The organism is Rhodococcus sp. IC4_135 (assembly GCF_011602025.1).
Classification (GTDB): Bacteria; Actinomycetota; Actinomycetes; order Mycobacteriales; family Mycobacteriaceae; genus Rhodococcus_F; species Rhodococcus_F baikonurensis.
This window is the reverse complement of record NZ_JAAOLG010000059.1, coordinates 1-14,593: the sequence shown is the minus strand read 5'-3', so window position 1 is coordinate 14,593 and position 14,593 is coordinate 1. Positions and strand designations below refer to the sequence as shown.

Sequence of the window (14,593 nt, the reverse complement as noted above, 5' to 3'; positions counted from 1 at the left end):
ATCACCGTCGGCCGCGACACCCCGACCAGTTCCGCGATCGACGAATTCGACTCACCTTGAGATGCGAGCAAAACAATCCTCGCTCGCTGCGCCGCACCGGAGGAGATCGACCTCGACCGCAGTCGTCTGGCCAACTCGAGATCGTCGCCGTCTCGCAAGAGTAGGGGCTTAATCCGCATGCTTGAAGTATCTCAAATCGCACTGTCAAAGAATTTTAGGCGCGCGGCACTAGGTTTTAGAGAGAGTCCCGCCCCGGGTCGCTGGGCACATCAGTCCGGAAACTATCCGACGATTCCGCACTCCTTGATGTGATGGTAGAGCGTGCTGCGGCTAATTCCGAGATACTCGGCAGCGTGTGCCTTGTTGCCGTGACAGCTTTCCAACGCCCTGATGATTGCGTCGCGGCTGGCCTGCTGCCATGGCGTCATCGATTTGGTGGTGGACTTTGCGCGTAGCTCGATCGGCAGATCGGCAACGTCGATGGTTGTTCCTCGCAGGCGCTCCAGAGAACGGAGCATGGTGGACAGTTCCCGGTGGTTACCAGGCCAAGAATAGGATTCGAGCACGCGACTTGCTTGCAAGGTGAAGCGATAGCGTACGCCCGGGCCGGCCAGCGCGTTGAGCGTAGTGAGCAATTCCGAGCGCTGCGCGCGCAAGGTCGGCAGGTCGAGACGACGCTCGAAGAGGCTGAGCAGTCGAGTATTGTCGGTATCCGCCGTCGCGGCCAGGATGCGCGGGGCACCGAGGAGCAACTTCTCGACGAGGGCCTGCGACAGAGCTGACAGTTGGTCCAGGTTGTCGATGAGGAGTAGATCGTGGCAGGGCCCGATTGCCAAAGCGCGCAGCTTCGCCTCGACCTCGGTCTTGTCCGATGAGCGCCCGTCTATGGTGCAGTGCGGCTCCGCACCGGCCGCCTCCTGCAATGCAGTACTACGACCTGTACCGGACTCGCCGACGATCACGCCCGAGACGTTGTCGGTTCGAAACTCGTCGAACCACTGGCGCATGCGACTCCAATGGCGCAGCGGCTCTGCGGTGCGCGGGACGACCGGACGCTGTCTGCTCTGCACCCGAATCAACACCCCGTCCGCGTCTTCGATCGGTTCCATGTCCAACTGGGCGGTATGCCCGCTGGTCAGCTCAATTTCGGATCGCGTGGACCTGTGCAACCCCTCAGCAAGCTGCTGCATCCAGGCCAGATCGGTCGAGGAGAGCACTCGCGCAGCAGCCGAGCTCTGCAGCACCATGGATCGCGACACCGCCACCACCATCGCGGCAGGATGCCGAGCAGCCGCCTCGAATGCACAGATCACGGACTGAGACCTACTGCCGACGCTTCGTTTGATGTTTCGTTCGATCTCAGTGATGACCGAGTCGACGAACGGCCGCATCAAAGCCGACTCAGCACCGGCATCGCTCATAATGTCCAGCACTCCTACCAGCTGGCCGTTGAGCGGACTGAAGACGGGGCGGCCGTAACAGCTGTAGTTGTGCAATCCCTCGATGTAGTGCTCTGACCCGCGAACGAACAGCGGCTCGCGGGTCACGAACGGGGTAGCCAAAGCATTGGTTCCGGTGGTTTCCTCTCGCCATAGAGCTCCAGGCGTGGCACCGATACGCGCAACCACCGAATCGATCTGAGCGCAGCCGTTGATCGTTGCCAGCATCTCAGCCTTTGCACCAACTAGCATCACCGACAGTCGTTCACCATCGATCTCGCTACGTACCCGGTCGAGGACCGGGGCTGCCGCGCGAAAGAGCCGACTCTCGGTATCTACGCTGCCGGAAGTTGGCGGATTCATAGGCTTGGATGGATCGAGACCGGCCTGCTGAGAACGCGCCCAGGACGCCTTGAGATTGCGGCCTTCTCGGCTCGCGGAGAATCTTGCGGACGCACGCTCGAAACTTTTGACCATTGACACCAGACCTCTTATCAATTCATGCGGAGGTTATCCAGCTAGCGACTGAGCACGCCCCACGCAGCCGCTCGACTGTGAAACCGATCACTGGCAATGGTTCATACCGTAGCCGATCTGATACGCGACAGACCCCCGTACGCAGATGTACGGATCACGGACAAATACCTGTGACGGAAGTCGCAATGATGCTATTGGCGCTTTTCCCAGTTGAATTGGCGGCCGCTGCCCCACTGGTGCGGCCTACGCGGTAGCGACCTTCCCCTGTTGATACATGCAAAACACTTGAGAGGATTCTGATGACCTCACTACTGACACCCAGCACCGCGCTGAGCTTCGATCTGTCATTGAAAAAGTACGGCCAGTTGATCGACGGACAACTGGTCGACGGTGCTGACGAGATGCCGGTGCTGGATCCGGGTACTGTGGAAAGGATTGCGACCACTCCAGTCGCGTCGTCCGAGCAATTGGACATGGCAGTGCAGGCCGCTCGACGCGCCCTCCCCGGCTGGTCGGCTCTCGGATACGACGAGCGCAGCAAGGTGTTGCACGCGGTGGCAGAAGTGCTGGCAGCTCACCACGAAGAGCTCGCGCAGTTGACCACTCTGGAGCAGGGAAAGCCGATCAGTGAGGCACGCGACGACGTGGCGTGGTCCATCGACTTCACTCGCTACTTCGCCGACTACCGCCTCGACACCGAAATCCTGCGGGACGACGCGTCGAGCTATGTGGAGCTGCGCCGCAAGCCGGTCGGTGTGGTCGGAGCGATCACGCCCTGGAACTTCCCGCTGTTCCAGGCAGTCTACAAGTTGGCTCCGGCACTGATCGTCGGCAACACGATGGTGCTCAAGCCCTCACCGACCACCCCGCTCGCCACCATGCACTTCGCCGAACTGGTACGCGAAGTGATCCCGGCCGGCGTGTTCAACGTCGTCGGCGACAGCGGAGAGCTCGGCCCTCTGCTGACCTCGCACGAGGGGATCGACAAAGTGTCGTTCACAGGTTCCACCGTGACCGGTAGACGAGTCATGGCCGCGGCTGGCCCCTCCCTCAAGCGCCTCACCTTGGAACTCGGAGGCAACGACGCGGCGATCGTGCTCGACGACGCCGATATCGACAAGACCGCAGACGGTCTGTGCAACTGGGCGTTCGCCAACGCAGGCCAGGTATGTGTTTCCATCAAACGGATCTACGCGCCGTCTTCGCTCTACGAGCCGCTGGTCGAAGCTCTCGCTCAGCGAGTGTCTGCGCTGACCGTCGGCCATGGCCTCGACCCGCTCAGCCAGCTCGGTCCGGTGCAGAACGAGGCAGCCTTCCAGAAGGCACGTGAAGCGCTGGCGGTGGCGGCACGGGACGGCCGCGTCGTGGCCGGCGGTGAAGTGCTCGATCAACCCGGCTACTACGTGCAGCCCACGCTGGTGCGTGACCTGGACGAGAACAGTCCCCTGGTGCGCGAAGAGACCTTCGCCCCGATCCGCTCGGTGATGCCCTACGACGATCTGGACGAAGTGATCGACCGCGCGAACGACACCCAGTACGGGCTTGGTGGCTCCGTATGGGGCAGCGACGTCGAGCGCGCGATCGAGGTCGGGGCTCGATTGAACGTCGGCACCAGCTGGATAAACCACCACTTCCAGCTAACCCCGGATGTGCCGTTCGGTGGCGTCAAGCAGTCCGGTCTCGGTGCGGAATTCGGCCGGACCGGAATCGAGGAGTTCACCAACGTGCACGTGGTGAATCTCAAACGCGTCTAGTAGACACGCGACCAACAGCCTCGACGGCGCAAACGCGTTGCCGCCGAACAGAACCAGAACAAACTTCCGAGTCACTCCCACCTGGGAGGGGCCGCGGCCAACCGAAGGAACCGATATGAAAACTCTCGCAGCTGTCGTCATCGAGCCAGGAAAGCCCATCGAGATCGAAGAGCTCACGCTCGAAAAGCCCGGCCCCAACGAGGTGCTGATCCAGTACCTCTACGGCGGCCTGTGTCACTCCGACGTCCACATCTCCATCGGCGATACCATCGCCCGTCTCCCGATGGTTCTCGGCCACGAGGGTGCGGGAATCATCCAGGAAGTCGGGCCGGGCGTCACCAGGGTCAAGCCGGGCGACCACGTCGTCTGCTCGTTCACCCCCACCTGTGGCCGGTGCAAGTACTGCGCAACCGGGCGTAGCTCCGTCTGCGACATGAACGCCGCCATGCTCGAGGGCCACCTCGAAGGCCCGCGCTGGCCTATCAGCGGGCCCCGAGGAAGCTACGGCGCGATGTGCACCCTCGGCACTTTCAGCCAGTACAACGTGATCAACCAGTACTCGGTGGTCAAGGTCGACGACGACATCCCCCTCGATAAGGCAGTACTGGTCGGCTGCGGCGTGCCCACCGGCTGGGGCTCGGCTGTGTACGCCGCGGAAACCAAGCCCGGCGACGTCGTCGCCATCTTCGGTATCGGCGGCATCGGTATCAATGCCGTGCAGGGAGCCAAGCATGCTGGTGCCCAGCACATCATCGCCATCGACCCGCTGAAGAACAAGCGAGACAAGGCGCTAGAGCTCGGAGCCACCCTGGCCTTCGAGACTGCGGCCGAAGCCAAGGCGGCCATCGATGAACTGACCAACGGGCAGGGCGGCGACTCGGCGATCATCACCACCGACCTGATCACCGACCAACAGGTCAGCGACGGGCTCTCGATGATCGGACGCTGCGGTGTCATGGTGCTCACTGCGCTCAACAAGATCGACGAGGTGACCGTCAAGGTTCCGAGCACCGAGATGAGCTATTTCCGCAAGACCATCAAGGGCTCACTCTTCGGCGACTGCAACCCGGCCTACGACATTCCGAAGCTCATTCGTATGTACGTCGACGGCAAGCTCGAACTCGACGGACTGATCACCAAGGAATACAGCCTTGATCAGGTCAACCAAGGCTACGACGACCTGCTGGCGGGTAAGAACATCCGCGGAATCATCAAGCACCAGCACTGATCACTGAATCTTGACCGCACGCGTGGTGGCGGCAGCGCCTTCGAGGTGTTGCCGCCACCACGTATCTAATTCTCCTACATGACTTTTCGACCGAAGGATTCCTCATGGCGCTCACACTGACCGAGTTCGTCGGCGCGGCCGGCGGCGGTGCGCTCGGAGCCGCGCTCGGTGCGCTCGGGGGCTTTGCGCTACTGGGTGCAATCGTGATGATCGCGACTCTGATCTCAGTAGCCGTCCCCAGTTCGACGCTTGTCGAGACCCTCGCCTTCGGTCCGGTATTTGGCCCCCACGTGATGTTCGCTAGTGGCGTGGCGGCCGCGACCTACGCCGCCTACATTCGTCAGCATGACTCTGCACGAGACATCACTTCGCCTCTGATCGTCTACAACAAGATGTCCATCATCGGCGTCGGTGCAGCCTTCGGAATGTTGGGTCAGCTACTGGCCCGTCTGGTCGGGGAAATACCCGCTGTCCACACGTCGAGCGGCAAAGAAATTGCGATGACCGACTCGCTCGCGGTTAGTGTCGTGCTCACCGCTCTGATCGCCGCTGTCCTATGGGCGCGCAAGCCTACTACCGAACGCCAACAATGGCTGCCCTGGCAGAACAGCGCCCCAGCTGTGCTTACGATAGGCGCTGTTGCGGGCGCGGTCGCCGGATCGATCTATCTGGCTTTACCCGAGGAATCCCGTGCCATGGCGGGCCCCTTCCTGTACGGAGTATCGGCCTTCTCGCTGCTCGCTCTCGTCTTCGGCAAGGCGGTTCCGGTCACCCACCACATCACTTTGCCGGCCGCGTTGACTGCCGGGGTCGTTGCCGGGCACACCTCGGAACCCTCTCTGATTCTGCTCGCCGCCGTCGGTGCTGGCCTTCTCGCCTCTGTGTTCGCTGAAGTATGGGCTCGGCTGATGTTGGAACGCTGCAAAGTGCACCTCGATCCGCCGGCTGCCGCCATTGCGATGATGGCTACCTTGCTGGCTCTCCTCCAGCTCGTAATCGCCTGACTTACAACATCTTCGATTCCCTTCACGTATCGGGCACGAGGTACGCGCGATGCAGATACATTGGTAGAGTCTCTTCGGCCGACTGCGTGAGTGCCCATCAGCGACTGCGTCGGCAGTAACCACTCCATCCGAAAAGTGGAACGGTTTCTACACCGTCCGCGGCTCCAACAGGATTGGACAGTAGCGAACACATCACATCGATCCGGAACGGTTCGTTGCCAATAACTGGGTCGCATCGCCCTACTATCTCCAAAGTCACAGTCCTGTAACTGCATCGGTGCTTTCCGAACCCCATCCACCAGAAAGAAGTCCGTGAACGATGGCTCACTATGACACCCTCTCCCTCACTGTCGACGATGACCGCATCGCCCAGCTGACCCTGGACCGACCGGAGGCGCTCAACGCTCTGAACTCGGCGATGATGGCCGAGTTCGCCGCGGCCCTAGTCGAAGCAACGCAATCCGGTGCACGCGCACTGATACTCACCGGAAAAGGCCGAGCGTTTGCAGCCGGAGCCGATATCGCCGAAATGCGCGATCGGACTTTCGGGAGCATGAGCGACGCGAACCACCTCGCCCTGTGGGAAAGGTTGGCAGACTTGCCCATACCCACCATCGGCGCGATCAACGGATTCGCTCTCGGCGGGGGCTGCGAGATCGCCATGATGTGCGACATCCTGATCGCGGGTGAGAGTGCGTCCTTCGGTTTGCCGGAGATCACCCTAGGCATCATCCCCGGAATCGGCGGGACCCAAAGGCTGACCCGGATTGTGGGTAAGGCGCAGGCCATGGATCTGATCCTTACCGGTCGTCGAATTGACGCCGACGAAGCCCGCCGGCTCGGTCTGATCAGCCGCGTCGTTGTCGACGGCGAGGTAGTCGAGCAAGCTCAAGTGATCGCGCGACAGATCGCCGGATCTTCTGCGCGAGCTGTCCGAGCTGCCAAAGAATGCGTCCTGAGAGCAGACCAGAGCTCACTGTCGGAGGGACTGTTGTTCGAACGTCGCTGGTTCCATTCCCTTTTCGCGTTCGACGACCAGACCGAAGGTATGACGGCATTCCTCGAGAAGCGTCCGGCAAGGTTCGCCGATGCTTGAGCGTGATGCAGCCGCGCCTCCCGTGGCGTACTCCGCGATGGTGGACGATGCAAACACGGATGCGGGTGCTTTCTGGTCGACCGCGGCCCAAGACATCGCCTGGATCGACGAACCGCAGCGCCCATACGCCGAGAACCAGAACGGACTGGTCGACTGGTTCCCCGACGCGACCTTGAACACTGCGTACAACGCGTTGGATCGGCATGTTGATGCAGGTCGCGGCGAAACGACGGCACTCGCGTACGTTTCCGCGGCTACAGGGCAGGAATATGAATACAGCTACGCTGAGCTACTCGAACTCGTGTCGGCGGCGGCAGGCGCGCTTTTGGGTCTCGGAGTGGGCCGGGGTGATCGAGTGCTGATTTATCTGCCGATGATCCCCGAAGCTGTCATCGCGATGCTCGCATGTGCCCGCTTGGGCGCGGTACATGCAGTCGTCTTCGGAGGCTTCGGCTCGACCGAGCTCGCTTCTCGCATCGACGATGCTCGACCGTCTGTCATCGTCACCGCAACCGGGGGACTCGAACCTGGCCGAACCGTGCCCTACCTGCCGTTACTCGACGCCGCGTTGATCGAGGCGAAACATCGTCCCGGACACGTCGTAGTGGTGGATCGTCCGGAGATCGAGGCACCCGTCGGGCGTCGCGTCGAATGGCCCGAACATGGATGGACAGAACTGCTTTCGGCAGCCAAGCCCGCCGGTTGCGTCCCCGTTGCTGCTACTGATCCGCTGTACATCCTTTACACATCCGGCACGACGGGAAAGCCGAAGGGTATCGTGCGCGACAACGGCGGCCACGCCGTCGCCATGCAGTGGTCGATGCGATACGTCTACGGCATCGAAGCCGGTGACGTGGTTTTCGCCGCCAGTGACATCGGCTGGGTGGTGGGGCACTCCTACATCGTCTATGCGCCCCTTCTGACAGGTGCCACCACCGTCCTGTTCGAGGGCAAACCTGTCGGTACACCGGACGCCGGTGTGTTCTGGGACGTGATCGAACGGTACGGAGTCAACGTGCTGCTCACCGCGCCCACTGCGATGCGGGCAATCCGCCGTGAAGATCCGGACGCCGACCTGCTCATCGGAAGAGACATGCACACGCTGCGCGGGATCTTCCTCGCCGGAGAGCGACTCGACCCCGACACCCAACGGTGGCTCGGCGAGGTGCAGGCTGCACCTGTGATCAACAACTGGTGGCAGACCGAGACGGGCTGGCCGGTGGTGTCGAACTTCCTCGGCCTGAGCTATTTTCGGCCGAAACCAGGCGCCTCCACCAAACCTGTCCCAGGCTTCATCGTAGAAATTCTCGGCCGCGACCGTAACCCCGTCGAGGTGGGACAGGAAGGTGCCGTGTGCTTGCAGCTGCCGCTGCCGCCCGGTTTCATGACCCAAGTGTGGGGCGACGAGGACCGTTTGGCGAAAACCTATCTGAACGCGTACCCGGGGTACTACACCTCCGGTGATGGTGGACGAGTAGACGAAGACGGTTACGTGTACATCCTCGGCCGAACCGACGACGTCATGAATGTTGCCGGGCACCGGATGTCGTCGGGACAGATTGAGGCTGCCATCGCCGAACACCCCGGCGTCTCCGAATGCGCGGTGGTCGGTGTGCACGACTATCTCAAGGGACAGCGTCCGTATGCGATCGTCGTCCCAGAGATCGACCACGTGGACCGAACCGTGGAACTGAGTTCGCAGATCCAGGACCTCGTCCGTCGCCAGATCGGGCCGATCGCGTCGCTGGGCGGTGTCGAGGTCGTCGCCGCCCTCCCCAAAACGCGCTCGGGCAAGATCGTGCGTAGCTGTCTACGACAGATCCTCGACGGAGACGAACCTGATGTTCCACCCACAATCGAGAACATTTCGGTTGTCGACGATCTGATACGTGCACTGACGAAAACCCCTGATTCGCCTCCCTCATAAGGCCACCACAAACCGCTTGTTCAAGGAGGAACACTCAAATGTCCACTTATCTCGCTCTCACCGCCGTCCTCGACGGAGAAAAGATCCAGCCTGAGGTGCGTGAACTGCAGCGGCAGGACCTGGACGCCGATGAGCTTCGCATTCGGATCGACTACTCCAGCATCAACTTCAAAGACGCGCTCGCATTCACGCCAGGAGGCGGCGTGGTCCGCAACTACCCGATCGTGCCCGGCATCGATCTTGCCGGTGTCGTCACCGAATCGAACTCGACCGAATTCCAGGTCGGCGACAATGTGATGGCCCATGGCTACGAGATTGGAACGGCACGCGACGGTGGCTACGCGCAAGAAGCTGTCGTACCAGCGGCCTGGACCGTGAAACTGCAGGGCCTCACACTGCGCGAGGCCGCAGCGATCGGTACCGCAGGGTTCACGGCCGCGATGAGTGTGGCAGCGATCATCGATTGGGGCGTCACCCCCGACTCCGGTCCGATCGTCGTCACCGGTGCTAGTGGCGGAGTCGGATCGGTGAGCATCGACTTACTGGCTACTAACGGCTACGAGGTGGTCGCCTCGTCCGGTAAGCCCGCAGCCGAGCAACGCTTGCACCACCTGGGCGCAGCAGAAGTGATCGGCCGTCTGCCTTTGGACCCGGATGCCAAACCGCGACCCCTGGGCAAGAGTCGGTGGGCAGCGGCAGTCGACTGCGTTGGCGGCGCGACTCTGGCCGACATTCTGAGCACCACGAATTATGGCGGCGTCGTCACAGCCAGCGGGCTGACTGGCGGAATTGCACTGCAGACCACCGTGATGCCCTTCATCCTCAGAGGCGTTGGTCTACTGGGCATCGACTCGGTGCAGATGGAGATCTCTGCCCGGCGTGCGTTGTGGCAGCGGATCGAACAAGAATTGAAGCCGCGCAACGTGGACAGCATGAGCGCCGAGATTTCGATCAGCGAGGTGCCGACCGTGGTCGCCGCCCTACGGTGTGGCGAGTACACCGGCCGTGCAGTGATCAATCTAAGCCAGGGGTGGACATGAATGTGCGGGACTGCTGCACCAAGAAGTGACAGTTACCTTGTTATGCCGCGGTGTTGTGAATGGTCTCGAATTCGACGGGGGCAGATTCAGCTGGTCGTCGCAACACTGGTGAATACAAGTCTTCCAGTTACTCAAGGCTCTACCGGGTTGCCCCAGTCGAGCGTTTTTCCAAGGCTGGGCGTTGAGCACCGCAGAGACGGCCACGAGTTCGTCGACGCTATGCGCTGCCAAGTCGGTACCGCGCGGAAGTATTAGCGAAATAGTGGAGTGGACTTCTTCAAAACGGTGTGCGTTGCAACGACCGCCAGAACCAAAGGTGGACGGGAATTGCCGGCCGGCCCTACGTCATGAACTGGCTCTCGCAGCTACGGTGGGAGCACCTGGCCGATCTCAGGCTGTCCAAGAACTCGGTGTCCCCACTGTTCCAGACAATATCTTCAGCCTTCTGGCGCGACCTGATAGGTCCGGAAAGTCAAGTCGCACATCACCGCGCACGGAGGTCGGGATTCCTGTCGACAATCTCATGCAAGGCATCGCTTATCGCCCGCACGCGGGCCAATCTGATCAGCTCGCGCGGGACAACGAGCCAATACGACCTCCGAATTACGAACTCGTCACGCAGCACCGGCACGAGGTCATCGTCGGTCGCGCCGATGTATGTCGGCAAGGGCGCGATTCCCACACCGTGCCTGACCGCCTCGTAGTGACCAGCGATGTTATTGGTCTGGATCTGCGCCCGCCCGGTGGGCAGTATCCGGTCGAGGATACGCAGAGGTTCGACATCCAAGAACGCGTCCACATACCAGACGAGCGTGTGATGACGTAGGTCGTCCACCGACGAGATCGACTCGTGCGTCTCCAGATACCGACGCGAGGCGTAAAGCCGCAAGTTGTAGTCCGCAAGTTTGCTGACGACCACAGATCGGGGAGAGGGACGCTCCAACGTGACGGCGACGTCGAAGTCACGCCCGGTCAACACATCGTGGGTAGTCGAAGTCAGCACTTCGGTGTACAAATCCGGGTGCCGGACACGGACAGAGAGCAGGCCCGGAACCAAGACGAAGGCACCGAAGCCGTCTGGGGTCAGGATCCGGACCGTCCCGTTGAGGCTCGGCGACGCCGAGGCGGTCGTCTCACCGAGCGCAGAAAGTAGCGTCGACTCGATACTCTCCGCGTAGGGAACCAATCGCCTGCCCGCCTCGGTCAGCTGCCAGCCCGAGACGCCGCGATCGAAAAGCCTTGCTCCCATGTCTTTTTCAAGCCTAGAGATTCTCCTGGAGACAGTGGTCTGATCGACCCCCAGCCGCTTCGACGTATCCGAAATGCGCCCCGTGCGTGACAGTTCCAGCAGAAAGCGCAGGTTGTCAGAAGTAAACATCGCCATTCCCGTTCTTGGCTGCAATTTTGCATTGAGTACTGCGATCTTACTTGTTGACGACGGCAATTCTGCGGCACAGACTCGAATCAACCCCAGCCTCAGGAGTGAATAGTCATGACTGTCATCGCACATTGGATCGACAACACGATCGCCCCCGGTTCGAGCGGAAACTCCGCTCCGGTCACGAACCCTGCGACCGGCGCCGTCACTGGCAGTGTCGCGCTCGCCAGCGTGCAAGACGCACGCGCCGTTATCGACGCAGCTGCTGCTGCGTTTCCCGATTGGCGCGACAGTTCGCTCGCCAAGCGAACCGCAATCCTCTTCGCGTTCCGCGAACTGCTCAATGCCCGCAAGCACGAACTCGCCGAGATAATCACCGCCGAGCACGGCAAAGTCCTCTCCGACGCACTCGGCGAGGTGTCAAGAGGCCAGGAAGTCGTCGAATTCGCTTGTGGCATCGCGCACCTGCTCAAGGGCGGTATGACCGAGAATGCCTCGACGAACGTCGACGTCACCTCGATCCGTCAACCACTCGGCCCGGTCGCGATAATCTCGCCGTTCAATTTCCCCGCGATGGTCCCGATGTGGTTCTTCCCCATCGCGATCGCCACCGGAAACACGGTAGTACTCAAGCCGTCCGAAAAAGTTCCATCTGCTTCGCTGTGGATCGCGGCACTCTGGGCCGAGGCAGGACTTCCAGCAGGCGTGTTCAACGTCCTGCAAGGCGACAAGACAGCTGTCGACGAACTTCTGACCAACCCTGCGATCAAGGCCGTTTCGTTTGTCGGTTCAACCCCCATCGCCCAGTACGTGTACAGCACCGGCACCAGCCATGGAAAGCGCGTTCAGGCTCTCGGAGGAGCGAAGAACCACGCGATCGTCTTGCCTGACGCAGACCTCGATCTGGCCGCCGACGCAATGGTCAACGCCGGATTCGGCTCGGCCGGCGAGCGCTGCATGGCGATCTCGGCACTGGTCGTCGTCGGCGACATCGCCGACGAACTCGTCGGCAAGATCGCCGAGCGGACCCGCACCCTGAAAACCGGTGACGGCACGAAGAACTCAGACATGGGCCCTCTGGTGACCAAGGCCCACCGCGACAAGGTCGCCTCCTACGTCGACGCCGGTGAGGCCGCCGGCGCGACACTCGTCGTCGATGGCAGGCACGTGCAGGCGAACGGTGGTGAGGGCGGATTCTGGCTCGGCCCGACCCTGATCGACCACGTCACCACCGACATGAGCATCTACACAGACGAAATCTTCGGCCCTGTGCTCTCGGTCGTGCGGGTGAACTCCTACGACGAAGCACTCGACCTGGTGAATTCGAGTGCATTCGGGAATGGCACCGCGATCTTCACCAATGACGGTGGCGCAGCACGTCGCTTCCAGAACGAGATCGAGGTCGGCATGGTCGGGATCAACGTCCCTATTCCAGTCCCCATGGCCTACTACAGCTTCGGTGGTTGGAAGAACAGCCTGTTCGGCGACACGCACGCTCACGGTACCGAGGGTGTCCACTTCTTCACCCGCGGGAAGGTCGTCACTACCCGCTGGCTCGATCCCAGCCACGGCGGCATCAACCTCGGCTTCCCCGAAAACAACTGAGTCCCTATCCCGTCCGAATACCACGGGCTGGGAAATACATTCACAACATTCGAAGGGATCGGCATGGTTGCCAACATTTCATTTCCCCGGTTCTTGAAACTTGGTCCTGGGTCCGTCGAGAGTCTCGGCGAAGTGCTGACGGATCTGAACATCGAGCGTCCGCTTCTCGTCACCGACGCATTCATGGTCAGCAATGGTTCAGCCGATCGATTGCTGAAGATCGTTGCAGCAGCAGGAAAGAAGGCCGCACTCTTCTCCGAGACGGTTCCCGACCCCACTACCGATTCTCTACAGGCTGGTCTCGACGCTCTGACCGCCCACGATGCCGACTCGATCATCGGCTTCGGCGGTGGCAGCCCGATGGACACGGCAAAAGCACTTGCCGTCTTGTTCAAGCAGGGCGGCGTCATGCGCGATTTCAAAGCCCCTCGGGTGTACGCGGGGCCGGCGCTTCCGATCATCGCCATCCCGACGACGGCAGGAAGTGGCTCGGAAGCAACACAATTCACGATCATCACGGATGTCACCACCGACGAGAAGATGCTGTGCCCTGGACTTTCATTTCTTCCGATCGCCTCAATCGTCGATTCCGACCTCACGATGTCGATGCCGCCGAGACTGACGGCCGACACAGGTGTCGACGCACTTACACACGCGATCGAGGCCTACGTCAGTAAGAAGGCAAACCCCATCTCGGACGGGCTCGCACTGTCTGCGATGAAGACAATCGGGGAGTACCTCTTGCGCGCGTACCGTGACGGCTCAGATCGGGAGGCGCGCGAACAGATGATGCATGCTTCCACTCAGGCGGGTATGGCGTTCTCCAATGCGAGCGTGTGCCTGGTACATGGGATGAGTCGTCCGATCGGCGCACATTTCCATGTGGCGCATGGACTTTCCAATGCAATGCTGCTTCCGGCGATCACCGCGTTCTCCATACCCGGGGCGCGTGATCGATACGCCGATTGCGCCAGGCAGCTGGGCGCGGCAGATCGCGGCGACTCAGACGAGGCGGCCTCGCACAAGCTGGTCGACTTCATCGATACTTTGTGCGTCGACGTAGAGGTACCCAGTCCGCGCACATTCGGCATCGACGAGTCCCGCTGGGAGGAGCTCATTCCACTGATGGCGGAACAGGCCTTGGCGTCGGGTTCTCCGTCGAACAACCCGGTGGTGCCCAGCGCACAGGAAATCGCCGAACTGTACCGGAAAGTCTATCGATCCTGACCACTTCCGTCCGTGGGGTCGAGGTACTCGACCATGGCGTTGGCCAGTTCGAACCTCGTCTTCCATCTCTTTCGATTCAATATCTCGTTTGTATTCTGCCCCAGAAAGATTCGATGACGGCATTGCCATTGCCATTGCAATCGCCGATCGATCCCATCGACGGAACCAACGCCGAGTCGTGTACCCTGCGGGTAGACGCCAGTTTGTTGACGCTATGCGCTGCCAGGTCGGTGCAGGGTGGGAAGTATTGGCGCAGTGGTGGACTGGACCCCGAAAGTTGGACACCGAATTTAGGTATCCTTCTTCAGGGAGTAGTCAGATGTACTCGAAAAGCACGTTAAGCCACACCGACGCCGTGTCGGCGCTCGAACTGTTCGAGCAGGGCTACACGGCCAAGTCCGTGGCCATTTCGCTTGAC

At 61.2% G+C, this 14,593-nt stretch carries 11 protein-coding genes; 8 read left to right on the top strand and 3 right to left on the bottom strand.

Annotation, left to right across the window (positions count from 1 at the left end; all coding sequences use genetic code 11):
• Positions 1-179: helix-turn-helix domain-containing protein (locus tag G8767_RS33820; RefSeq protein WP_166814113.1), on the bottom strand; the 179-nt coding region annotated here is incomplete at its 3' end.
• A gap of 102 nt (positions 180-281) precedes the next feature.
• Complete coding sequence (locus tag G8767_RS33815) at positions 282-1,691, bottom strand: helix-turn-helix domain-containing protein (protein WP_240952984.1); 1,410 nt, start codon at positions 1,689-1,691, stop codon at positions 282-284.
• A gap of 524 nt (positions 1,692-2,215) precedes the next feature.
• Between G8767_RS33815 and G8767_RS33810 the strand changes: the two genes are divergently transcribed.
• The 6 genes from G8767_RS33810 (at position 2,216) to G8767_RS33785 (ending at position 9,965) form a co-directional block, all read left to right on the top strand.
• Complete coding sequence (locus G8767_RS33810; RefSeq protein ID WP_070160350.1) at positions 2,216-3,670, top strand: aldehyde dehydrogenase family protein; 1,455 nt, start codon at positions 2,216-2,218, stop codon at positions 3,668-3,670.
• A gap of 115 nt (positions 3,671-3,785) precedes the next feature.
• Entirely contained in the window at positions 3,786-4,898 is a 1,113-nt protein-coding gene (locus tag G8767_RS33805; RefSeq protein WP_070160352.1) for an NDMA-dependent alcohol dehydrogenase, read from the top strand.
• Positions 4,899-5,002: 104 nt separating this feature from the next.
• Positions 5,003-5,902, top strand: coding sequence for a hypothetical protein (locus G8767_RS33800; RefSeq protein ID WP_070160354.1), 900 nt, complete (start codon positions 5,003-5,005; stop codon positions 5,900-5,902).
• A 319-nt stretch (positions 5,903-6,221) separates the two neighbouring features.
• On the top strand, positions 6,222-6,998 hold the full coding sequence (locus tag G8767_RS33795) for an enoyl-CoA hydratase-related protein (RefSeq protein ID WP_070160356.1): 777 nt from the start codon (positions 6,222-6,224) through the stop codon (positions 6,996-6,998).
• On the top strand, positions 6,991-8,925 hold the full coding sequence (locus G8767_RS33790; RefSeq protein ID WP_070160358.1) for an AMP-binding protein: 1,935 nt from the start codon (positions 6,991-6,993) through the stop codon (positions 8,923-8,925). The genes G8767_RS33795 and G8767_RS33790 overlap by 8 nt, the downstream gene beginning before the upstream one ends.
• Positions 8,926-8,963: 38 nt before the next feature.
• Positions 8,964-9,965, top strand: coding sequence for an acryloyl-CoA reductase (locus tag G8767_RS33785; RefSeq protein WP_070160360.1), 1,002 nt, complete (start codon positions 8,964-8,966; stop codon positions 9,963-9,965).
• A gap of 484 nt (positions 9,966-10,449) precedes the next feature.
• Here the strand turns inward: G8767_RS33785 and G8767_RS33780 are convergent, their stop codons facing one another.
• Entirely contained in the window at positions 10,450-11,343 is an 894-nt protein-coding gene (locus G8767_RS33780) for a LysR family transcriptional regulator (protein ID WP_149357542.1), read from the bottom strand.
• 114 nt (positions 11,344-11,457) lie between these two features.
• On the opposite strand from G8767_RS33780, the gene G8767_RS33775 reads away from it, so the two are divergent.
• Entirely contained in the window at positions 11,458-12,948 is a 1,491-nt protein-coding gene (locus G8767_RS33775) for a CoA-acylating methylmalonate-semialdehyde dehydrogenase (RefSeq protein ID WP_149357458.1), read from the top strand.
• Between the two features lie 63 nt (positions 12,949-13,011).
• Positions 13,012-14,175 (top strand): iron-containing alcohol dehydrogenase, encoded by a 1,164-nt coding sequence (locus G8767_RS33770; RefSeq protein ID WP_149357459.1) that lies wholly within the window; start codon positions 13,012-13,014, stop codon positions 14,173-14,175.
• The last annotated feature ends 418 nt before the right edge of the window (positions 14,176-14,593 follow it).